Source organism: Glutamicibacter sp. BW80, from assembly GCF_002332385.1.
GTDB lineage: Bacteria > Actinomycetota > Actinomycetes > Actinomycetales > Micrococcaceae > Glutamicibacter.
The window spans coordinates 13,293-34,993 of the sequence record NZ_NRGV01000031.1 but is presented as its reverse complement, the minus strand read 5'-3'; the positions used below and the strand labels follow the sequence as shown (position 1 = coordinate 34,993).

The following is a 21,701-nucleotide window of genomic DNA, read 5'->3' as shown; positions in this document are numbered from 1 at the left end:
TTGTCCATGTTTTGCTCCTTGAGATAATTGCCGTTGAAGGCTGATTGTGTTGTTCCTCGGATGAGGTGTGAACGCGTTTCCAGAGGCTGCGGGGGCGCCTCGACGGTACGCAAATTTTTGGGGGTGCTTCACCGAGGCGCTGAATTCGCTGGCTCGTGAATGCGGAAAGTATGAGAAGCTCAGAGATTGGTTGCCGGATTACGGGGATCGATCCTGGCTCTGGTCGCCTCAAATGCCCAGGCATCCTGCAGTCGCATCTCGTTCTTGGCCGCGGTCAGCAGTGCATCGGTGAGTACCCGGGAGCGGTGCTGTCCGAAGCTCAGCCCTCGGTGGGAAGGCCGTGGATCCGCCGATTCTCCCGCTTGCGAGAATCTTGGAGACAGCCGCTGGGTAAAGATCGAGTGCTCCGTGTGCGGGGCTGAGATCCGAGCCGTTGCGGCGGTGAGACGGTCGGCGATCTCCTGCACAGCGGTGTCTGGCACGTAGAGCACCATCGCGTCGCTGCGCGGATAGGCGAGGGAAGAGGAAAGCGCTTTAGCCTGATAGCCGCCGGCTGACTTTGCTAAGACATCTAGGACGATAGGCCAGAGTTCCAAGGCTTGAGCCGCCGAATCGCAGGTGACATAGATTCGTGCAGTGACCTGCTCCGCATCGATTCCGCTTGCTCCGAGCGCCAAGACGTATCCGGGAGTGGTCCGGGTGCGCCAGCTGGGCGTGCGCACGGCCGCTTCGGATGAGGGATCCAACCGAGACACATCGTGGTGTGGGACAAGTACCTTGACGCCGCCGAGGGTGACTACGTGGTGCTTGAGACCTTGGACATCGACCGTTTGCCTTGCGGGCGATCCGGATTGCTGCCAGATGCTTCGGTGGGGGATATCCGCGATTAATTCGTCCGCGAGATCCTGGTACCCGGTCGTTGGCATATTCTCGATGAGCGGATTTCTGATGTGCAGGTGAGTGTAGGTGGCCGCGCTAAGCTGCGATCTGAGCTCACTTCGACTTCCTGCGCTCAATGAGGTGCTCCCGATACGCGCCGTATTCGCCGCCAAGTCCACCCTGACGTGATCGGCCAATCCTTCAAGTATTCGCTCAAAGCTCGCCCAGCGGGTGAGGGTCGGTGGCATCAGTGTTCACTCCTTCCGAATCCAAGGGCTTGGTAATAGCTGCCAGGACTAAGCAACGCCTTTCGTCCGACGCCGGCTGCGGCTCGTTCGATGCCAGGTAGCCGGGAGACCATTGCAGCTCGGGCAATTGAACGATCGATGAGATGCCAACCCAGATGCGCGGTGGCGCGCACGGGGAGCTGCTCGTCATAGCCGGTAGCGATGCGGGTGTAGCTGCGCCAGAGTTCCTGGATCTGCGGGACCACCATGCCCATGCGTTGCGCCATGACCGCTGTGGCCAGCTCTTCGTCGAAATGTTCCGGGGGCGCCCCGGCATTGCCCCGGCTGGTGACCGTGTCGAGAACCGCGCGGTAGATCCATTCTCCGGCCAGCATGCCGAGATCCCGGGCGGGATCTCCTAGTCCGAATTCCTCCCAGTCGAGCAGGAGTAGCTCGTTCTCCTCAAGATGAAACTGGTCGAGCCGCAGGTCCGCGTGGATTGGGCTGGTTTGATGCTGCAGTTCCCAGTCACGCAGTTCAACGGCTGCATTGATGAGTAGATTATCGGACTGCAACTGCGCCCACAGCGCGATTTCGGCGAGGGTAAAATTCTGGTACTGGGCCTGCGGAACGCCGAGGTGCAGCATTTCAATCGGGGGACTGGAAATGGTGGTGGGCTCCAGACCTGTCGGGGCAGCGGTATGCAAACGTCCAAGGATTTCACCGGCCCGTGACGCGAAATCTGCCGGCACCCGTTCCTCAACCACCATGCTGGCCAGGCTTTCACCGGGGCAGTAGTCAAAGATGAGAAGGCGTTCAATTTCATTCGAGGCGATCAGGCGTGCGCTTGCCGGCGCATGGTGCGGATGCGTGTGGGTGAAGCGTGCGAATTCCAAGGAGCGATTGAACGCTCGCGGCGTCGAAGATTTTTCGGAGAAACGTTTGGCAAAGACCTTGCTGCCATCGGCTAGCGTCAGGACCCAGGTTCCGTTGCGCCCGGCAAAAGCTGCCGGAGAAATACTCCGGACCGAGGCCCGCCCTAGCTGTTCCAATAGCGCATCAGCCAAAAGTGAAGCCTGATGAGCCTCGGGGTTCAAAGATCGAGGATAAAGCGTGGTCGTGCTCATGATGATCTGCTTCCTTCCTGTTCGTACCGGCGACGCCGATACGAACAGGGAATCTCGAAGAGCTGACGGGGTCGCTAGCGGAGGAAATTGGTGACGACGTAGGCAATGGCGACGCCGAGGGCGAGCAAGGCGAGATTACGCAGTTGCTTTCGAATATTCGAGGGCCTCTTAGCGAGGTTCTGGTTATTGTCGTTGTCAGTCATGGGGTGTCCTTTCGTCATTGACTGCGTGAAGCGGGAGAATCTAGGCGGCATCGTCGGAGCTGAGCGCATCGCGTAGCGAGACTCGCGAACCGGTACGCAGCGCGTTGTTCCGGTAGAGCTTGGTGGCCATCCAGAAAAGCACTGGAATAGACAGCACCGCGATTGCGGCGGAGGTCGCCATCTGCCAGGCATCTACTCCATCGAGTCCGACGCGCATCGGCATGAGGTACGAGGAGAACAGCGGTACGAACGACAGGGCGTGCAACCAGCCGTTCTCAAGATTATTGGGCAGGACATAGAGCGCTAGTACCAGCAGCACCATCTGCAAGACCGAAAGCGGCATAACCGCAGAAGCTAAGTCTTCTTGGCGGGCCACGGTGGCCGCCAGCGCCGTGTTCAATAGCGCAAAGATGGCATATCCAAGCAAGAACCAGATCAGGAACCACACCAGGATAGGTCCAGCTTCCACGTCGAGTAGCGAGAAGCCTCCCACCACTGAGAACCCGAGCACCCCTGCGCCACCGATGACCAGTAATTGCGTGAGAGTTACCAGGCCGATGCCGATGAGCTTGCCGAGCAGCAACGGCGTGATACCGATTTTGGTCAGCAGGATTTCGACGACTCTCGAAGATTTTTCCTCCACGACCCCGGTGGTCAGGCTTTGAGCCGAATAAACCAGAGAGGTAAGGAGCGCACAGATCATGGCCGTGGCAAAGAGCATTCGAGGATTAAGCGTGAAGGCCTGAAATTGCTCCATGGAGTTCACGAGGAACCAACCGCCGATGCCTGCTGCTGCGGCGACTCCCAGGGCAAGTAATCCGGTGGTAATCAAGATGGTTCGATTGGCCGTCCGGGTGAGGATTTCGCGCCGAATTACCAATCCAGTTTCGCGGAACGTTCCGCTCAGGCCCGGCATGGTGTTAAGGCTTAGCGGCTGGGTGGTCATGAGATTCCTCCTGTATTCTGGGCGAGTTGTGCGTTGATGGTCAGTTCGCCACGTCCGGCGGAAATGAAGTCCTGGGACAGCAAGTCGTCCAAGGATCGCTGAATTGCTTCGATGCTGCGCAAGGAACCATGACGTTGCGCCGCCGCCAGTAGCGCCGGCGGTAGGTCCAGATCGGTTCCGGACATGGACACGAACACCGTGCTGTGGTCATCGGCGGGCAACGTGACTGTGAGCCCTCGGATCATGGCGATCTCTGCTGCGAAGCCGTCGGCATTCGCCGAGAACCTCAGCTGCCATCTGCTCTGGCCGTCGTTTTGCAATTCGGCGACACTGCCGCTGGCCTTCACTCGCCCTTGGTCGAGGACGCAAACCTTGTCGCAAAGACGCTCTACCAGGTCAAGCTGGTGGGATGAGAAGAGCACCCCCACACCGCGGGCAGCCTGTTCGCGAAGCAGCGAACCCATCGTGGCCACCGCGGTTGGGTCCAAACCAGAGAACGGTTCATCGAGGACCAGAAGCGCAGGATTGCCGACGAGCGAGACAGCCAACTGGACACGTTGCTGATTGCCCAGCGACAGGTCCTGGATTAAGGTTTTTTCCCGGCCAGTCAAGCCCAGGGAGCCGATAAGATCGTCGGCAACCGCTCTGGCCTGTTTTCCCATATGGCCTTCCAGCAGGGCAAAATGGATAATTTGCTCGCGGACTGGCATTTGCGGGTAGAGTCCGCGTTCTTCTGGCATGTAGCCGATGGCTCGACGATCTGCCGTGGTGATTGGTGATCCATCCCAGGTGATTTCTCCCCGGTCGGCGTTCAGCAATCCGAGGATTAGCCGCATCGTGGTGGTCTTGCCGGCGCCGTTACCGCCAATGAACCCGACGATCTCGCCGCGTTGAACCGAAAGGTCCATATCGTGCAGAACCGTGCGGTTGCCGAAGCTGCGGACGATGCCGGTGAGCTGCAGTCCGTTCATGAGGTGCTCCTCGTGTTGGTTTCGTTATCGATACCGACTCTATGGAGCGAAGAACGAGCTGACCCTGTACTTGAGTACAGTTCTGCATTGTTCTAAAGGCCAATATTCCTTCCTGAGCGGGAACTGATCAGCACTCCTGACAGATTATTTGAGCGTATATTCGCAGACTATCGATTCGCTTCCCGCAGTTCGAAGTGTGGGTATTCGGCCTGCCGCCATTTAATCCAGCTGAATCATATAGAGCGGAATTATTGGTCTTTTGTATATGTGCCGCATGCGCGGGGCGGTGAAAAGTTGTTGGTGGCACAAAGCTGCCGGGCACGTCATCATCTAGATCGCGAAAACTGGAGAAACTCATGGTCAAGTTGCTTACCGCTGGAACCGTTGCACTCAACACCACACTTATTTCCTTGGCCGACTCGGCATTCAGCGGAGCATTGCTATGCCAGTACTTCGGATTCTCCTGCTAGCTCAGGTTGCGAATTCCACGCTGAGTAAAGGTATAAACGTTGCTCATGACTCAGTGGGCCATGGGATTCAGCAGCTGCCGATAGCCCCATGACGCGTTTTCGCGCAAATGCAGAATAAGGTGCTACAAGCCGCGCTGAGTCCATTCGCTCCTGCTCGCTGACCCTTGCGGCGCCGATACGGGACGCAGACAGCGGGATCCGGCATTAAGGACTTGCAGAAGGTTAAACGAAAAAGTCTCGGGACATCAAATCAACGATGTCCCGAGACTTTTACTTTTTGGTGCGCCCAGAGGGATTCGAACCCCCGGCCTCCTGTTCCGTAGACAGGCGCTCTATCCAGCTGAGCTATGGGCGCATATTTAGTTTGCGTGATTCACTCTCGCGAACCTCGAATAACTATACAGATGAAATTCGATCGGTACAAATCGCAGGTGGACGGTATCTATCGAAAGTGAACAGAAGGTTATGTGAAGAATCCAAAAGGGTACCGGTCTACGTGACCTTGGTCACATAAATGGGTTGATGTTCATCGATAAACCCCCGAAATTTCGGGAAATTTATCTTCCCAAGTCTAACATCAGCCCAATGCTGAGGATTGGGTCACACAATGTGCCAGCTGGAGTACCCCTAGCCTTGATTTATTGACAAATTCAGCCCAATGGAGGGAATGGATAATGAGCACGAGCTCCGATCAGAACGTAATCGACGCAGCGCCAACCACGCACGCAAAGTTGGCAGCTTGGGTTGAGGAAGTTGCCGCGCTGACGAAGCCCGAACGTGTTTATTGGGTCGACGGCTCCGCTGCGGAGAATGACCGCCTGACCGCTGAACTGGTTGAGGCCGGCACTCTGGTTAAGCTGACCGACCCGAACTTCCCGAATTCCTACGCAGGATTCTCGGATCCGAAGGACGTCGCCCGTGTTGAGGAGCGCACCTTCATCTGCTCGGAGAAGGAAGAAGACGCCGGCTTCACCAATAACTGGGAAGACCCAGCGAAGATGAAGTCGATGCTCAACGGATTGTTCGACGGATCGATGCGCGGACGCACCATGTACGTCATTCCTTTCGTCATGGGCCCGCTGAACGCCGACGAGCCTGCATACGGTGTAGAGCTGACCGACTCCGCCTACGTGGTCGCTTCGATGCGCGTCATGGCCAAGATCGGTAGCGAAGTGCTGCGCAAGATGGAAGCCGAAGAAGCCTTCTTTGTTCCTGCGTTGCACTCGGTCGGCGCACCGCTTAAGCCAGGGCAGGAAGATGTCGTCTGGCCATGCAACGAAGACAAGTGGATCGTGCACTTCCCCGAAGAGCGCGCCATCATGTCTTACGGCTCGGGCTACGGCGGAAACGCCCTGCTGGGCAAGAAGTGCTACTCGCTGCGCATTGCCTCGGCAATGGCCCGCGACGAGGGTTGGCTCGCCGAGCACATGCTGATCCTGAAGCTGACCAGCCCACAGGGCAGGTCCTACAACATTGCAGCGGCCTTCCCCTCGGCCTGCGGCAAGACGAACCTCGCCCTGCTGGAACCAACCATTGAAGGCTGGAAAGCCGAGACGCTGGGCGATGACATCAACTGGATGCGCATCGGCAAGGACGGCGAGCTGCGCGGGGTGAACCCGGAATACGGCCTGTTCGGTGTGGCGCCGGGCACCGGGTGGTCCACCAACCCGAACGCCATGCGTGCCATCACCAAGGGCAACTCCATCTTCACCAACGTAGCGCTGACCGACGAAGGCGGCGTCTGGTGGGAGGGCATGACCGACGAGGCTCCGACGCACCTGACCGACTGGTTGGGCAATGACTGGACGCCAGAGTCGGGCACCAACGCGGCGCACCCGAACTCCCGTTTCTGCACCCCGATCGACCAGGTCGACATGCTGTCCGAGGATTACTACTCGCCAAACGGCGTGAAGATCGACGCGATCCTCTTCGGCGGACGTCGCAAGACGACCATCCCGCTGGTGACCGAGGCGCGCAGCTGGACCAACGGGATCTTCATGGGTTCAACCCTGTCCTCGGAGACCACCGCCGCCGCTTCCGGCGCAACCGGTGTGATCCGCCGCGACCCGATGGCCATGCTGCCATTCATTGGCTACAACGCAGGGGACTACCTGAACCACTGGGACAAGATCTCCGAGAAGCTCAACCCGGAGCAGATGCCGAAGATCTTCTTGGTCAACTGGTTCCGCCGCACCGCCGACGGCGGCTTCGCATGGCCTGGTTTCGGAGATAACTCGCGCGTGCTCAAGTGGGCCATCGAGCGTATCGAAGGCACCGCGGACGCCAAGGAGACCATCATCGGCAACGTGCCAACCGGCGACTCCCTGGACCTGACGGGTCTGAAGGATTTCACCCCAGCCGACGTGGAGGCCGCCGTGGCGGTCAACAAGGACGAATGGGCCACCGAGGTCGAGGGAATCGAAGAATGGTACGAGAACTTCGGTGACGCGCTGCCAGCATCGCTGCGTGCCGAGCTCGACGGTTTGAAAGCCCGCCTCAGCGCCTAGCTTTCGGTGGCAGAAGATCCCGTGGGATCCGCAGAACTGCGGATTCCGCGGGATCTTCGTTTAACCACGCGGAGTTGATTGCCCGCCCATCGCTAGGGGTGCTCCATGGCGCCGGGGTGGAAACGATCCGCGGTGTAGACGAGCGCGCCAAACGCGATCAGCGAACTGGCCACCGCGGTGAGCGCAAAGGCCAACGCGGAATCCGCCCCGGACAGACCGACCAGCGGGGTGGCTAACGCGCCGATGAGGAATTGCGCCGACCCCAAGAGTGCGGAGCCCGAGCCCGAAACATCGCGCACCTCGGCCAACGCCAATCCGGTGGTATTGCCCATGGTGAAACCGATCGAGGAGACCAGCACGAAGATCACCGCCGCCAGGCCCAGACTGCGTATCTGGAGCATCGCCAGCAGGAGGATCACCAGGCTCGCGCCCAGCAGAATCGTCAGCGCGACCGATATGGTGCGGCGTAGCGGGACCCGGCCCACCAGCCGTGCAGAGACCAAGCCCGAAAGGATCAGGCCCGCCGCGTTGAGGCCGAAGCATAGGGCGTAGCCCCGTGCGCTGAGACCCAGCACCTCTTGATAGAGGAAGGGCGAGGCCGAGACATAGGCCATCATCGCGCCGAAAGCGAAGCCGAACTGGACCAGGTAGCCGACAAATCGCCGGCGGGAGAGCGCCAGCTTCAGCGGGGCAAGGAAATTTCCGCCCGAACGTGCCGCGGGGGCGAGGGTTTCTCGGTAGATGGCCAGGGATCCGGTGACCATGAGCAGCGCGGCGGCGCTGAGCACCCATAGCACTAGGCGGAAGCCGCCTAGCTCACCGAGGTAGGCTCCCAAGAGCGGCGCCACCGCCGGAGCTATTGCCCCGAAAGTCATCAAAATGCTGAAGGTTCGTGCGGTCTGGACGCCCTTGGTCGTGTCGGCCACGATCGCCTTGGAAATCACCACGCCCGCCGCTCCGCCGATGCCTTGCAAACCGCGGGCGATGCTCAACGCCTCCAAGGATGGCGCCAGCGCGGCGGCCACCGAGGCCAGCACGAATAATGCGGTGCCCCAGCGCAACGGCCTGGCGCGGCCTAGCCGGTCCGAGAGCGCGCCCCACAGGAGCTGTCCAAGGCCCATCCCCAGCAGGAAGAAGGTCAGGGTCAGCTGGATCGCCGAAGCGGAAGTGGAGAACTCCTGCGTCATCGCCGGGAAGGAAGGCAGATACATGTCCGTGGCCAGCGGGCCGGTGGTGCCCAGCAGGATCAGCAGGGCAAAAAGCGGTGGGGTCAAGCGTGAGCGCTCGAAGGCAGAAGGCATAAGCCCATTCTAGAAGCGGAAACCGCCCTAGCTACGCTTGTTCCCTGGCGAGGTCCGTCGCGGGTACCTGCTCCAGCGGACCGGGCGGCCTGGCGGCAAACCAGGTCACCCCGGCACCGGCCAGCGCCACGCAAAGGATGCCGAGCAGGGACAACCAACCCAGCTGCTCACCGAGCACCAGCCAACCGATCAGCGTGCCCATGGCCGGGTCGATGGCGAACAGCGTGCCCACCACGCGGGCCGAGGATATGCGAGCCGCCAGGGTGTCCACCAGATAGGGGATGGCCACCCCGATCGCGCCGCTCAGGGCCAGTAGTCCCCATTGCGCTCCGGTCACCTCGGCAACCTTCGGGATGCCGAAGGGCAAGGAGACCAGCGCGGCGATCGACACGGACAGCGCCAGCGAGCTGACGGAGGAGTCGCCTGCCTTGCCTACCTTCTCGGCCAGCAGGGTATACAACGCGAAGCAGAGTCCCGCCCCGATGCCGAAGGCGAAGCCGAGCAGATCGAAATGGCCGCCGGGCCCGGCAATGAGAATCACCCCGCCCAGGGCGAGCAATGCCCAGGCGGCTTCGCGGATACGGCGGGAGAACACCAGCGCCACCACCGCAGGGCCCAGAAAATCCAGGGTGACGGCAACGCCTAGGGGCAAATATTCGATCGCCTTATAAAGCAACAAGTTCATCGCCGCCATGACGATTCCGTAGCAGGCAATCGCCGACCACGCGCTCGCGCTGTGCCCGCGCACGGTCGGACGCAAGAAGACCAGCAGCACCACGGCCGCAAGGACTGATATGTAGTAAAAGTTTGTCAAGAGGCACAGGTGACCGATCTCGAACCATTTATTCAGTGGGCCCGAGATCGGTCACTTTTTAGTACCACCACAAAAATCTCAAAGCTGCAGGAGCGTTCGTAACGAAAACAATTTCACTCTGATATACGCGGGTTGATTACCGCATGACAATTGTTTCGGCGCGGAGCGTACCAAGGTCTAGCACCGAGCATCACCAATGACTAGGCATCTCGTAGTCCTGTCGTGGGTTAGCTCCAATTGCTGCTCTGCCAGCCTTTACCTTACTGCGGGGTACGTTTTGATTCGGTGACCCGGTTTCCTTTCTGGCCACCACGTTCGTTGAACAAAACCGAATGATTATCTCGTGAGGTCGTGCATCTTTGAAGCGTTCTGCAACGGTGCAGCCAAAGACCAACACCACCCAGCCAGCTCTCTGGCGATCGCGGTATTTGCTTTCACCGAGAGCTTGCCACGCTTATCAAACGCTATCCATCGGTCAGCAAGCCTGCGGTTGCCTTTCAGCGCTCGGCACCTCGTGGGTGAATCCACCAAATCCAATTGACGCTGCAACCGCACCCCAGGACGAGAATACGCTCGCTTATGTTGCCAAGCCGCTTCAACCAGCAACCTGCGCACATGCTTGTTCCCGGCCTTGGTAATCGGCCCTTGCGCCCGTTTCGTACCAGAAGAATACTCGCTGGGCGTCAACCCAACATAAGATGCAATGGTTGCCCCGGTGAATCTGGTCCAGTCACCGATCTCGGTAGCCAGCCCAAAGGCTGTGGTCATTTGTATGCCGCGCAAGCACATTAATGAATTGATCACCGCATTGTATTCGCAGGCTTGCGCTTGGGATTCAATGTGCTGGTCCAAGCGCTTCACATGCTCCGCCAAGGTCAAGACGAGCTCAAGATCGGCTTCGAATGCCATGTGCGTGGCTACCTGTTCGAAGCGTTGCTTCCTCAGCCACTCAAGATGAGCATTCGTCCATTTACTGCTGTCGGTGTATCGGCGGCCGTGCCGAAGCAGCAAGGCGTTGAGTTGCTGGCGTTGATGAGACAAGGCCTTTTGTGCCTGAGTACGGGCGCGGGATAAATCACGTAGAGCCTCTTGAGATTCCGAAGGGATGCGCACTTCGGTGATTTCGCCCAGGGACAGCAGTTTCGCTAATCCTTGAGCGTCGCGTTTATCGGTTTTCACGTGGTCCCCCGGTGCGCGCAGGAGTTTGGATGGGGCAGCGATGACGCAGTCAATGCCATTGGCGAGAAGATGCCTGACCAACGGGTAGCCGGTGGGGCCGGCCTCGTAGACGACTTTCGCGTCCGTGGGGAACTGCTGGATCCAGGAGCAGACGACTTCTGGATCCGAGCTCATCTTGGCTCGCTTAAGCTCACCGGTGGTGGTGTTCAGAGCGCAGGCGACAATTGTTTGGGCACCTGTTGCGTCATGTCAATACCTCCGGGAACTCTGATACGTTGCGTCAGATGAAAACCTCCGGGAAATAGGTTTCTCATTGTGATGCCTTTCTCGCCTGCCGGGCCGGCGACCCGGACTTAGAAACCGACAATTGCTCCAGATTGCCGGTCAGCCCAAGGATCTGCTGCGACAACGCCATGACCCGTATCTTCTTGAACTGAGCATTCATCCGAATCACCGGCATCTTCTTCACCGCCGAATGGACCACTGCACGCTGGTGAGGAGTCGCCGGCTTATCGTGGACCTTGATGACTTTGGCCCCTTTGCGAGTCTTGTGCAGTAGCTTCTGCTGCGGCAGAAGATAGTTCGTGAACACCCTGTCCAGCTCCCAAATCTGATTAAGCAGATCCAGTTCATCGACACTGTCGTACCGCTGATATCCCACCAGTTCACGCACCCTGGACCAGTTCTTCTGTTCCACGTGCGCCCCGTCGTTCTTGTTCCCTGACCGGGAGCGGGTGAACGTGATCTGCTGTTCTTCGCAGAATCGGAGTAATTCATGGTTGATGAATTCACTGCCGTTGTCGCTATCGATCCCAATGATGGGGAACGGAAAAACCGCCATGACGTGCATCAACGCTTCGAACACGTGCTTCTGCGCCTTGTTGCGCACCGACCGGTTCACCGTCCAACCCGTGCTGATATCTGTGACGGTCAGGGTGAAGCAGAATTCGCCTTGGCTATGGCCGCCTTCATGGCCAACCAAGTCGATCTCGACAAATCCGGGCACCGCGTCATCCCATTCGGCCCACGTGCGAATAGGAATTTGGGACTTGAGCAGCGAGCCGGGCTTGGTACGGGACCTGCCACGAAGGATCATCTTCCGACGCTCATTCGCCAAGCGCCGGTCGATGGTTGACGCGCTCATCTTGATCAGCAGCGCTGCTTGCTCGTCAGTGACGTCCAGTGCCTTCTCGGCGCGCAGCATCGGCACCAGAAACGGCATGGAAGCCGTCAGCAGTTTCGACGCTGGCCCACGCAGGACGGCCCAGCACAGGATCAGGCCCGGTTGCAGGTCGGCCGGGTAGGTCGGTTTCCTGCCTGCTCTGACGATTCGTGGCTTGGCGGGTTTCAGTGCTTCTCGCAGGGCGCAGCGGGCGTAGTCGCGGTGCCAGCCGGTGATTTCGACCAGTTCATCCAGTATCCGAGTTTTCCCGGCTTTATCGCCGAGTCGGTAGCTGTTCGCGAGTTGTTTGGTGACTTGTTTGCGTGCGCCCATTGTCAGTCCCATGGTGCTGAGCAGATACCCGCAGAGTCCGAGAAGCAAGAGGTACTTTGGCGGAGGTTTTCTTGTGACGCAACGTAGTATCTGTGCCGGAGGTTTTTTATGAGTCAACGCGGGGCATGGACATCCAAACCTATAAATGTATCCTGAATCATGTCGGGACCTCCCCAGTCTCAAATGTGGTGCTCCCAGTGAACACCCTTACAGCCATTGGCTGGAAGAGACAGTTTCACGGTGGGGTGACCCACGAATAGATTGAGTGGTGGAGGCCCCGACGTATCCCTTCACTGCATAGTGTCTAGCCGCAAGGAACTGACAGCGGGTGAGCCGAGAGCCTCGAACATGCTTGCCGAGATTGCCGAGGAGCTCTGCACTCCGATCGAACCCAGCACCACGAAAAGCGCCGCGCGGCCACCCGAATGTGGCGGGGCGGCCGGTTTGCTTTGAGCTTGGGAGTTCATAGGGGGACAACCTTTTTCGAGTCGGGGCCTCTCTGATTGAAGTGCAGGCAGGTCAGTTGGCCAAGAATACGGCGTGGAATTGTCACAATCCGGGTTCAGTTTCCAGCTACCGACGGGTAAGTGGGTGCAAAATCAACTAAATATGAAAAGATGAATCCATGGTTTTGGCACGATTGATTCTAGGGTTGCTTTGTTTGGCGCCGATGACTGGTTACGAGCTCAAGAAGCACTTTGACTCCTCTATTAATCACTTCTGGAACGCCGACAAGGCACAGATCTACCGCACGTTGGCGCAGCTGGTGGATCAAGGCTGGGCCACGGTGACCACCGTGGCCCAGTCGAATTATCCCGACCGCCAGGAGCACCACATCACCGATGCGGGGCGCGAGGCCCTGGTCGGGTGGCTTTCCAACGGCGCGGCCCACGGTGCCGAACGAGATCCGTTCATGGGCCAGGTCTTTTTCGCTGCCGAGCTGCCGCGCGAGGACATCGACCAGCTGCTGGTGGAACGCCGGGCCAAGACGCAGGCGATCCTGGATGACTACCTCTCGCAGCGCGAGGGCATCGATATGCGAGCTGCCGCGGACCGTCGTAGCTTCCTGATGGCCGCCACCTTGGACCATGCAATCCGACAGCAGGCCGCCGAGCTGGAGTGGCTCGACGCAGTATTGGAGCATCTGCCATGACGCTAGGCAAAGATCAGGGGCCCACGGCGAAGAAATTCACCCGCGAGGCTACCGATTACCCCGAGCTGCATCCGGCTCGCCGGCAGGCGGGGCCGCATAAGCACGAACAGACGCTGGTGTTCCTGCATGGCGGAAACGTCGGCAACTGGAGCTGGGATCCGCAGGTCCTGGCCTTTGGCGACTATAACGTCTTGACCTTGCACCTGCCGGCCTTCGGCGCGCGCAGCGAAGAAACCTGGCAGGGACTGGATTCCGCCGCAGACGATGTGGCGGCGCTGATCGCCGACGAAGTATCCGAAGGCGGAGTGCATCTAGTCGGGATGTCGCTCGGCGGTGTCATTGCCTTGCATGTGGCGGCCCGGCATCCGGAACTGATCGATTCGCTGTTGCTGACCGGCACTCCGGTCACCGGAGTTCCGGCCGCGGCACGTGCGGTGAACCGGATGCAGCTCAAGCTCATCGGCAGCGAATGGTACTGGCGGTTCCAAGCCGGCGCCTACGGCATGGTGGATGACGAAAGGGAGCTGTTCACCGAACACGGGGTGATGCTGAAGCCGGAGAATCTGCGCGCCATCATGGACGATCTGGATCCCGGAGGAGTGCCGGAAAGGCTCTCTGCCTACACCGGCCCGGTGCTCGCGCTGGCTGGGGGCAAAGAACCCAAACTCGTGCAGAAGTCTTTCGCGGCGCTCCGCGAGGAGCTTGGGCAGGCGGTGACCCGGGTGGTCCCGGGAATGCACCACCAATGGAATATTGAGAACCCCTTGCTGTTCAACTCCGTGGTGCGGCGTTGGATTACCGACTCGACGATCCACCCGATCCTCGTAGATCCGCTAACCGCCAAGCCATCGAAACAGCCCAAGGCTTCCAAGCAGGCAAAGCCCGAGCGCGCGGCAACTGTTGAAGCGCCCGCAGAAAAGCCGGAGCGAGCCTCAGCGCCGCAGTCCGCGGTCCCGGACGAGAAACCGAAAGCTAAAAAGCCCGAGAAGAAGTGAATGGCTTCGGCTGACAGCTAAGCGCGGTGCAGCTGCCCCCATTGATGTAGCTGCACCGCGCTTAGCCGGTCTATATTCAGGCTGCTAGCCAAACATCCGGTCCGAAGACCTCGTAGTGGATGTGCTGGGCTGGGACCCCGGCGGCCAGCGCCTGGCCGCGGACCGCGTGCATGAACGGCAGCGGCCCGCACAGGTAGAGGTGGCTGCCGGCGGCAACTTGATCGCTCAGGTCCATGAAGCCCGCGGTGGCCTCGATGCGTTCCGGAAGTTCTCCGCGTTCGAACCAGGTGCGCAGCTTCGCCTGTGGCAGCTGGGACAGCGAATCGAGCATCTGCTCGCGCAACGGCCAGGAGGCGTAGTCCCGGTCCGCATGCAGCACGGTGATTTCACGGGTCGAGCCGTGCGCCGCCAGGGTGCTCAGGGCCGCGGCGCTAGGAGTGCAGCCGATGCCAGCGGTGGCGATGACCAGCGGTGCGCCAGAAACGTCGATGATGAGGTCTCCATAGGGATTTGAAAGTTCGACTTCGTCCCCGACCTGCAGCGCGCCATGCAGGACCGGGCTGAACTCGCCAGCCACATCAAGTTTCACGGTGAACGTGCGCCGTGCGGTGTTCTCGATATCCGCGCTGAGCGTGTACTGGCGAACCTGGCGCAGGCCATCGGCCATCGGCATGCGCACCGAAATGAATTGTCCGGGCTTGGCTAGGGTAGCCGCGGTGTCATCGCCCGGCTCGAAGCTGAAGGTCAGCGAGCCGTTGGCAGCTTCGGTACGTTCGATGAGCCTCCACGGGCTGTAGACGACGTCGTTTGCCTGCTGAGCGTACAAGCCCTTTTCGATCTTGATCAGCGCGTGGGCCATCAGCCAGTACACCTCGCTCCAGGCCTCCGCGATTTCCTGGGTCAGCGCGTCGCCAAGGTCCTCGGCGATGGCGGCGAACAGGTGCTCATGCACGATGGGGTACTGCTCCTCGACGACACCGAGCGAGCTGTGCTTGTGCGCAATGCGGGCCAGCATGGTTTCGGGCAGCGTCGTTGGCGAATTCAACAGGTGGGCGGCGAAGACCGCGATGGAGCCGGCGAGAGCCTGCTGCTGCGTTCCGTTCTTCTGGTTCGACCGGGAGAAGATTCCGTCGAGCAGCTGCGGGTGAGCGGCAAAGAGCCGCTCATAGAATTTTGGGGTGATGCTGGAGATGCGCTGACCAATAATCGGCAGCGTGGCTTCGATGATTGGGCGGGACTGGGTTGAAAGCATCTGGTCTCCTTGAAGGCGGGAATAACTTGTATCTGAAATACAAGATTATGCTTTTAGTTCTACTCCTTGTAGAAGATGATTGCAAATCGATCAGGAACTTAGCGGAAGCCTTGGGCTTGGCTACGCGCCATGACGAACAGTGGGGAAGGGGAGGAGACTAATTGCCGGCGAGTTTTCGCAAATCTCTTTGACCGTCAACGGGTCTAGGGAAGCATAAAAGGCTTCTCTGGCTGCCCGCAATGCCAAGCGCAGCCGGCAACCGCCAGCCAGGGGGCAATCGTCCGTTGCGTCATGAGATGTGCAGTCCACGACATCTTCACGCCAATCCAGCCGGCGCAAGAGCGCGCCCACGGAGAACGCTAAACCTTGCTCGGTCATCTGCGCGCCACCATGACGCCCACGGGTGACGTCGATGAGGCCCAGGGTGCGCAATTCCAGTACGGCCTTGGCCACGTGGTTATAGGGAACCCCGACCAGGTCGGAAACTTCACGGCTGGTCAGTTGGCCTACGCCCGGTGCGCCTAGAACCATTACGGTTCGTAGGCACACGTCGGCGAAGGCGCTGAGTTTCATGAACTCAAGTCTACTGCTGGGTGTTGGCCCACACCGACTCGGCGGATTCCGCGGCAGGATCTTCGAAGGTCCACTCGCCGCCTGGTTCGGACGGCATGGCGTATGGCTGGACGATCGCCAGCGCCGCGCCGACCTTGTGCTCGGCCACCACATGGATGGCGTCGCGGTCATCTGCTTCGAGCAGCACGTCCGAGGCGATCGCAATCGCGTCGAAGTGGGTTCCCTGCTGGTTGAGCACCTCAACCAGATCCGCGGCCATGGCCTCGGTGTCGATGTCCGCATCCGGGTCTTCGGGGTTGTCCGTTGGTGGAACCGCGATCAGGCGCAGCTCTGGCTCGCCATCGGCTTCCGTGGGTTCCAAGGCGATAGCGAAAGGCAGGAAGACGCCCTGCTCCTCAAGCTGCTCGCGGGCCACACCCAGTGCGGTGCCCAAAACCTTGTTCAGTGCGTCCTTGACGGACTCGTCTAGTTCTTCGAGATTCATGGCTTTGACCCCTTTACTTGGTGGTGTTTGCTTCGCGCACGATTGCTAAAACCGTATCGCGAATCGGTTCGATATGCTGCGCCGTGGCGCCTTCACCGTTGAAACGCAGGAACGGTTCGGTATTCGAAGGACGCAAATTGATCCACCAGCTGCCGTCCTGTGCGCTGAAGGTTGTGCCATCCAGCGTGCTGACGTCCACCGGCTGGCCGGCAAAATGCGCTACCACCCGAGCGATGGCACCAGCCTTGTCCGCGACCTCCGAATTGATTTCCCCGGTGGCAACATAAGGCTCGTATTCCCGGCCCAACTCGGAAAGCGGCAGCTGCTGCTCACCCAAGGCCGCCAACACGTGCATGGCAGCGAGCATGCCGGTATCGGCATTGTAGAAATCACGGAAATAATAGTGAGCCGAGTGCTCACCGCCAAACACCGCCCCCTGGACCGCCATCTCGGCCTTGATGAACGAATGACCCACACGGGTCTCCACCGGAACACCACCGAACTTCTGCACAAACTCGGGCACCGCCTTGGAAGTGATCAGATTGTGGATGACCACCGGTTGCTGCTCGCCCTCGGCCTGCACCCGTGCGATCTCCCGGACCGCCACCAAGGCGGTAATCGCCGAAGGAGACAACGGCAGGCCGCGCTCGTCGATCACGAAGCAACGATCCGCATCCCCGTCGAAGGCCAGCCCCAGGTCCGCGCCGTGCTCCAGCACCGCCGCCTGCAGATCCTTGAGGTTTTCCGGTTCCAGCGGGTTGGCCGGATGGTTCGGGAAGGTCCCATCGAGGTCGAAATACAGTGGCACGATCTCCAGCGGCAGGCCGGGAAGGACCTGATCTCCGAGAACCGCGGGCGTGGTCAAACCGCCCATGCCATTGCCGGCATCAACCACCAGCTTCAGCGGGCGGATCGCGGAAAGGTCCACCAGGTCGCGCAGGTAGCCTGCGTAGTCGGCCAGCACGTCGCGTTCGCTGACGGTGCCCTGGGCGCCGTCACCGGAAATCGGCAGGCCCTCATCCAGGTACTGCTGCGCCAAGTCGCGAATGTCGAAAAGCCCGGTGTCCGAAGAGATCGGCCGCGCCCCGGCCTTGGACATCTTGATCCCGTTGTACTGGGCGGGGTTATGGCTGGCGGTGAACACCACGCCGGCGGCCCTGTGCTTGCCGGAGGCAAAATAAAGTTCATCGGTGGAGATCAGGCCGAGCATCACCACATTGGCGCCGCGGTAGGTGGCGCCCCGGGCGAAAGCCTGGGCAAAAGTCGTGCTTGACGGGCGCATGTCGCCGCCAACGAGGACATCCTTCCCGGCCAGGGACAACACGTCGACAAAAGCGGCGCCGATAGCTTCGACGGCTTCGGCATCCAGGCTTTCACCGACTACGCCTCGCACGTCATAGGCTTTGAAACTCTGGTTCAGGTCAATTTCTTCACTCACAGCATTCAGACTACCGGTTTGGCGGTGCCAGGCGGTGGCGAATGGCCAGTTAGTACATGGGAAATGGCTTACACTTCCACGCGGTTGTACCCAATGCGCGCCGAGGAGAACAAAAACGTGGGCCGATACTGAAATACTGTGGATATGGAAGCCACACAGCACAATGATCTGAAGAATCTCGCGCTGCAGAAACTGCGTGCCCTCGTACAGCATCCCGAGGCACAGTTTCACGACGGACAGTACGAAGCGATTAGCGCGCTGGTCGAAGAACGCCGCAGGGCGCTGGTGGTGCAACGCACCGGCTGGGGTAAATCTGCGGTGTACTTCATTTCCTCGTTGTTGTTGCGTGAACAGGGCTTCGGCCCCACCCTGATCGTCTCCCCGCTGCTGGCCCTGATGCGGGATCAGGTGGCCGCGGCAGAGCGTGCCGGAGTGCGGGCCGCGGCAATCAACTCCGCCAATGTACTCGAATGGCGCGAGATTCTGTCCAAGCTGGAACGCGACGAGATCGATGTGCTGCTGGTTTCGCCCGAGCGCCTGAACAATCCCTCTTTCCGGGAACAGCAGCTGCCGATGCTGATGAGCCGCCTGGGGCTGTTGGTGATTGACGAAGCCCACTGCATTTCCGACTGGGGACACGATTTCCGCCCCGACTACCGGCGCATTCGTGACCTGATCAACCGTCTCCCGCAGGGCCTGCCGGTGCTTGCCACCACCGCAACCGCGAACTCCCGCGTGGTGCAGGACGTGGCCGAACAGCTCTCCGGCGGAACCCAAGAAGTCTTCACCTTGCGCGGCACGCTCGCCCGCGACTCGCTTCGCTTAGGGGTGCTCCGCCTGCCCTCGCCCCGAATGCAGCTAGCCTGGCTGCTCAGCCACATCGACGACTTCCACGGCTCGGGAATCATCTACACCTTAACCGTCTCTGCCGCCGAAGACATCGCCCGGCTGCTGCGCGATGCCGGGCATCCGGTTGCCGCCTACACCGGACGCACCGACATAGAAGAACGCGAAAAACTCGAACGCGCGCTGAAAGCCAATGAAGTCAAGGCGCTCATCGCCACCAGTGCCTTGGGCATGGGCTTCGACAAACCAGATCTGGGCTTTGTCATCCACGTGGGGGCGCCAAGTTCACCTGTTGCCTATTACCAGCAGGTCGGTCGCGCCGGTCGTGGCAGCATCAATGCCGATGTCTTGCTGCTGCCGGGCTCGGATGACGCAGAAATCTGGGACTATTTCGCTACCAGCTCCATGCCCGACCAGAACCGAGCGAACCAGGTCCTGGAGGCCTTGGCCCAAACCGACGGGGCGATGAGCGTGCCAGCTCTGGAAAGCGCAGTGAACCTGCGGCGCTCCCCGCTGGAGCTGCTGCTCAAGGTCCTCGCCGTAGATGGTGCCGTCGAACGCGTGGCCGGCGGATGGATGCGCACCGACATGCCTTGGGCCTACGACGCAGAGCGCTATAAGCGAGTGGCGCAAAGCCGGGTGCATGAACAGACCCTGATGATTGATTATGAGAACACCCGGGGTTGCCGGATGGAGTTCCTCACCAAGGCGCTTGACGACCCGGAATCAGCCCCTTGCGGACGCTGCGATAACTGCGCTGGCACCTGGTTCGATGACCACATCCCGGATGCGTCCAAAGACAACGCCCAAGCCGCCCTGGTGCGTGCCGGCGTCCAGATAGAACCACGCAAGCTCTACCCCTCGGGTCTGCAGCGACTGGGGCATTCGCTGAAGGGCAAAATCCCGGTGGATGAGCAATTGGCCACCGGCCGCTCGCTGGCACGACTGACCGACCTAGGCTGGGGTAACCGCTTGCGTCAGCTCTTCGCTGACCCGGTGGACAAGCCAATTGACCCCGCCATGCTCGAGGCCTGCACCAAGGTGCTGGCCGAGTGGAACTGGGAACAGCGTCCGGTCGCCGTACTGGCGATGCCCTCGACCAAGCGTCCACAGTTGATCAGTTCGTTGGCTCAGGGGCTGGCGCAGATCGGCCGGCTACGTTATCTGGGGCAGCTGGAATACCGCGGGACGCCGCCACAGGGCGGACCGGGCGGTAACTCGGCCTTCCGTCTGGCAGCCGTGGCAGACGCCTTCGAAATTCCTGCACAGATCGATCAACTGCTGTCCACCGCACCGGGGCCGGTGATGCTGGTTGACGATCTCGCCGACTCCCGCTGGTCCTTGGCGATGGCGGGCCGTGCATTGCGGATCGCCGGAGCACCGGGTGTTTTGCCTTTCACTCTGGGCATAGCAGGGTAATTGCACAGTTAAACGAAGTAGTCTGGATGTATGGAGATCGTCATCTGGCTCGTTGTTGCTATTGCTGTTATTACCCTCGGTTACGTGTGGCTTCAATCTGTCCGGAAGAAAAATACTACTCAGATTTCGCAAGCTATCAGTCGGGAAGCAGCGAAGGATGCAAACGCGAAGCTCGATGACAGCTCACGCAACGCCATCTATCGGAACCTTGCTAAGGGCGACGTCATGGGGGCCGTGCAGAATTATCGTGCGGTAACCGGTGACACGGTAAAGAACTGCGTGATCGCAGTGCGTAGCCTCGACGCTTATCCGCAGACCGCGCCGGTTAAGGAACTGCCGGTTGATGAAGCCGAAATTCAGGCGCTTCGGGACAAGCTGGAAGCTCAGATCGCCGATTCCGAAGAGGACTCGGGCGTAGCGACGTCTCCGGCCGTTGCCCCGGAAGCCGATGAGGATAAGTCTGAGGATTTGTGGGTAGTTCCCGAAGAGTGGAGCAATCAGTTTGGCTCCGAGCAAGAACATAGTGCCACGCATTTTAAGATGGCCTTCGAAGTTGAGGGAGAGGCGCACGAGTTCTCCAGCGAAGAACTGCCACCCAACGAATACGATCAGCTGTTCTCGATGCTGCGGGACGAGAACTTTTCTGGTGCCGCCGAAATCCTGCACGGGCACACGGGACTCCCCGTCGAAGACCTTGAACGCATGATCTCTACTTCGCCAATTGCCGGGCAGAGCTCGCAGGGGAACGTGGCAGATTTCCGTTTCGAAGGCCAAGGGCCAGATGGACCGGTGCACTTCGACGCGGCCGACCTGCCCGAAGCGGAACGCGAAGCGTTATTTGACGCCATCGCGCACACCGACCTTGAACGAATGTCCGAGATCATTGTGCGCCACACGAAATTGCCTGACGACATCGTGCAAAACATGCTTCGCACCTTCGTGAAGCGCAAGGACTAGATTCGTCGCCGATTTCGTTGCTTCGTGCTCAATGGATGGCTATCGTGAGGAGATACCAGCCAGTTCAATCGCTCACGAAAGGAACCTGACCGTGGATCCAAGTGACAAGGATGCGGACAAGACCATACCTCCGATCGGCGATGATCAGCAGCAGAACGAGCAGCTAAATGAAGAAGCCGCAGCTAAGCTGCGCGAGACGGAAGAACGGATCAAGGAAGCCGCGCACGATGTAGAGCGCGACCTGAAATGATCATCGCAAGCCCCTGAACTTTCGGTCCAAGAGCCGAGTTCGGGGGGTCTTTGCGTTAACGCGCCAATACCGGGTGAACATCCGGAAGCAGCAGTTCTGCAAAGACCTAGAAGAAAAGTAAAACCCCCTAGTCACCTAGGGGGTTTTGGCGGACACGGGGAGATTCGAACTCCATACCCTAAACCGGCCTTTTCATGGATTCTAACGCATGATTC

Annotated in this window: 19 protein-coding genes and 1 tRNA gene; 6 read left to right on the top strand and 14 right to left on the bottom strand. The window is 59.8% G+C overall.

Translation table 11 applies throughout. The features are described from left to right. Positions 1-179: 179 nt before the first annotated feature. From CIK76_RS08465 to CIK76_RS08445, 6 genes are all read right to left on the bottom strand, one after another. The gene (locus CIK76_RS08465) at positions 180-1,127 is read right to left on the bottom strand and encodes a T3SS effector HopA1 family protein (RefSeq protein ID WP_176484141.1); all 948 of its coding nucleotides are present in this window, start codon (positions 1,125-1,127) and stop codon (positions 180-182) included. Next, on the bottom strand, positions 1,127-2,233 hold the full coding sequence (gene lxmK / locus CIK76_RS08460) for a class V lanthionine synthetase subunit LxmK (RefSeq protein ID WP_255248400.1): 1,107 nt from the start codon (positions 2,231-2,233) through the stop codon (positions 1,127-1,129). The genes CIK76_RS08465 and lxmK overlap by 1 nt, the downstream gene beginning before the upstream one ends. Before the next feature lie 74 nt (positions 2,234-2,307). Next, positions 2,308-2,436, bottom strand: coding sequence for a hypothetical protein (locus CIK76_RS19785; RefSeq protein WP_255248399.1), 129 nt, complete (start codon positions 2,434-2,436; stop codon positions 2,308-2,310). A 40-nt stretch (positions 2,437-2,476) separates the two neighbouring features. Then, positions 2,477-3,382, bottom strand: coding sequence for an ABC transporter permease (locus CIK76_RS08455; RefSeq protein ID WP_096285373.1), 906 nt, complete (start codon positions 3,380-3,382; stop codon positions 2,477-2,479). After that, the gene (locus CIK76_RS08450) at positions 3,379-4,353 is read right to left on the bottom strand and encodes an ATP-binding cassette domain-containing protein (protein WP_096285371.1); all 975 of its coding nucleotides are present in this window, start codon (positions 4,351-4,353) and stop codon (positions 3,379-3,381) included. The genes CIK76_RS08455 and CIK76_RS08450 overlap by 4 nt, the downstream gene beginning before the upstream one ends. A gap of 748 nt (positions 4,354-5,101) precedes the next feature. Further along, a tRNA-Arg gene (locus tag CIK76_RS08445) sits at positions 5,102-5,178 on the bottom strand. 319 nt (positions 5,179-5,497) lie between these two features. Between CIK76_RS08445 and CIK76_RS08440 the strand changes: the two genes are divergently transcribed. Beyond that, positions 5,498-7,330, top strand: coding sequence for a phosphoenolpyruvate carboxykinase (GTP) (locus tag CIK76_RS08440; protein ID WP_096285369.1), 1,833 nt, complete (start codon positions 5,498-5,500; stop codon positions 7,328-7,330). A gap of 92 nt (positions 7,331-7,422) precedes the next feature. On the opposite strand, the gene CIK76_RS08435 is transcribed toward CIK76_RS08440, so the two are convergent. The 4 genes from CIK76_RS08435 to CIK76_RS08420 form a co-directional block, all read right to left on the bottom strand. Then, a complete protein-coding gene (locus tag CIK76_RS08435; protein WP_096285367.1) occupies positions 7,423-8,631 on the bottom strand; it encodes a multidrug effflux MFS transporter in 1,209 nt (402 codons plus the stop codon). Positions 8,632-8,662: 31 nt separating this feature from the next. Continuing rightward, on the bottom strand, positions 8,663-9,445 hold the full coding sequence (locus tag CIK76_RS08430) for an EamA family transporter (RefSeq protein WP_141393513.1): 783 nt from the start codon (positions 9,443-9,445) through the stop codon (positions 8,663-8,665). Positions 9,446-9,781: 336 nt separating this feature from the next. Continuing rightward, positions 9,782-10,849 carry an IS110 family transposase gene (locus CIK76_RS08425; RefSeq protein ID WP_096285363.1) on the bottom strand — a complete coding sequence of 356 codons (1,068 nt, stop codon included), beginning with the start codon at positions 10,847-10,849 and terminating at the stop codon, positions 9,782-9,784. 85 nt (positions 10,850-10,934) lie between these two features. Continuing rightward, positions 10,935-12,119, bottom strand: a complete 1,185-nt coding sequence (locus tag CIK76_RS08420; RefSeq protein ID WP_096285990.1) for a DDE-type integrase/transposase/recombinase — start codon at positions 12,117-12,119, stop codon at positions 10,935-10,937. Positions 12,120-12,744: 625 nt separating this feature from the next. Between CIK76_RS08420 and CIK76_RS08415 the strand changes: the two genes are divergently transcribed. Both CIK76_RS08415 and CIK76_RS08410 read left to right on the top strand, forming a co-directional pair. Continuing rightward, a complete protein-coding gene (locus CIK76_RS08415; protein WP_096285361.1) occupies positions 12,745-13,272 on the top strand; it encodes a PadR family transcriptional regulator in 528 nt (175 codons plus the stop codon). Continuing rightward, on the top strand, positions 13,269-14,267 hold the full coding sequence (locus CIK76_RS08410) for an alpha/beta hydrolase (protein WP_096285359.1): 999 nt from the start codon (positions 13,269-13,271) through the stop codon (positions 14,265-14,267). The genes CIK76_RS08415 and CIK76_RS08410 overlap by 4 nt, the downstream gene beginning before the upstream one ends. Positions 14,268-14,343: 76 nt before the next feature. Here CIK76_RS08410 and CIK76_RS08405 read toward each other — a convergent pair whose 3' ends face one another. From CIK76_RS08405 to CIK76_RS08390, 4 genes are all read right to left on the bottom strand, one after another. Then, positions 14,344-15,519, bottom strand: a complete 1,176-nt coding sequence (locus CIK76_RS08405; protein WP_096285357.1) for a globin domain-containing protein — start codon at positions 15,517-15,519, stop codon at positions 14,344-14,346. Between the two features lie 120 nt (positions 15,520-15,639). Next, positions 15,640-16,092 carry an Rrf2 family transcriptional regulator gene (locus CIK76_RS08400; RefSeq protein WP_096285355.1) on the bottom strand — a complete coding sequence of 151 codons (453 nt, stop codon included), beginning with the start codon at positions 16,090-16,092 and terminating at the stop codon, positions 15,640-15,642. 10 nt (positions 16,093-16,102) lie between these two features. Then, positions 16,103-16,576, bottom strand: a complete 474-nt coding sequence (locus tag CIK76_RS08395; RefSeq protein WP_096285353.1) for a hypothetical protein — start codon at positions 16,574-16,576, stop codon at positions 16,103-16,105. A gap of 13 nt (positions 16,577-16,589) precedes the next feature. After that, the gene (locus CIK76_RS08390) at positions 16,590-18,014 is read right to left on the bottom strand and encodes a phosphomannomutase/phosphoglucomutase (RefSeq protein ID WP_096285351.1); all 1,425 of its coding nucleotides are present in this window, start codon (positions 18,012-18,014) and stop codon (positions 16,590-16,592) included. Between the two features lie 144 nt (positions 18,015-18,158). On the opposite strand from CIK76_RS08390, the gene CIK76_RS08385 reads away from it, so the two are divergent. The 3 genes from CIK76_RS08385 to CIK76_RS19350 all read left to right on the top strand — a co-directional run bounded on the left by CIK76_RS08385 (position 18,159) and on the right by CIK76_RS19350 (position 21,486). Further along, positions 18,159-20,279, top strand: coding sequence for a RecQ family ATP-dependent DNA helicase (locus CIK76_RS08385; RefSeq protein WP_096285349.1), 2,121 nt, complete (start codon positions 18,159-18,161; stop codon positions 20,277-20,279). Positions 20,280-20,309: 30 nt separating this feature from the next. Continuing rightward, the gene (locus CIK76_RS08380) at positions 20,310-21,236 is read left to right on the top strand and encodes a hypothetical protein (RefSeq protein ID WP_096285347.1); all 927 of its coding nucleotides are present in this window, start codon (positions 20,310-20,312) and stop codon (positions 21,234-21,236) included. Between the two features lie 91 nt (positions 21,237-21,327). After that, the gene (locus CIK76_RS19350) at positions 21,328-21,486 is read left to right on the top strand and encodes a hypothetical protein (protein WP_176484140.1); all 159 of its coding nucleotides are present in this window, start codon (positions 21,328-21,330) and stop codon (positions 21,484-21,486) included. The last annotated feature ends 215 nt before the right edge of the window (positions 21,487-21,701 follow it).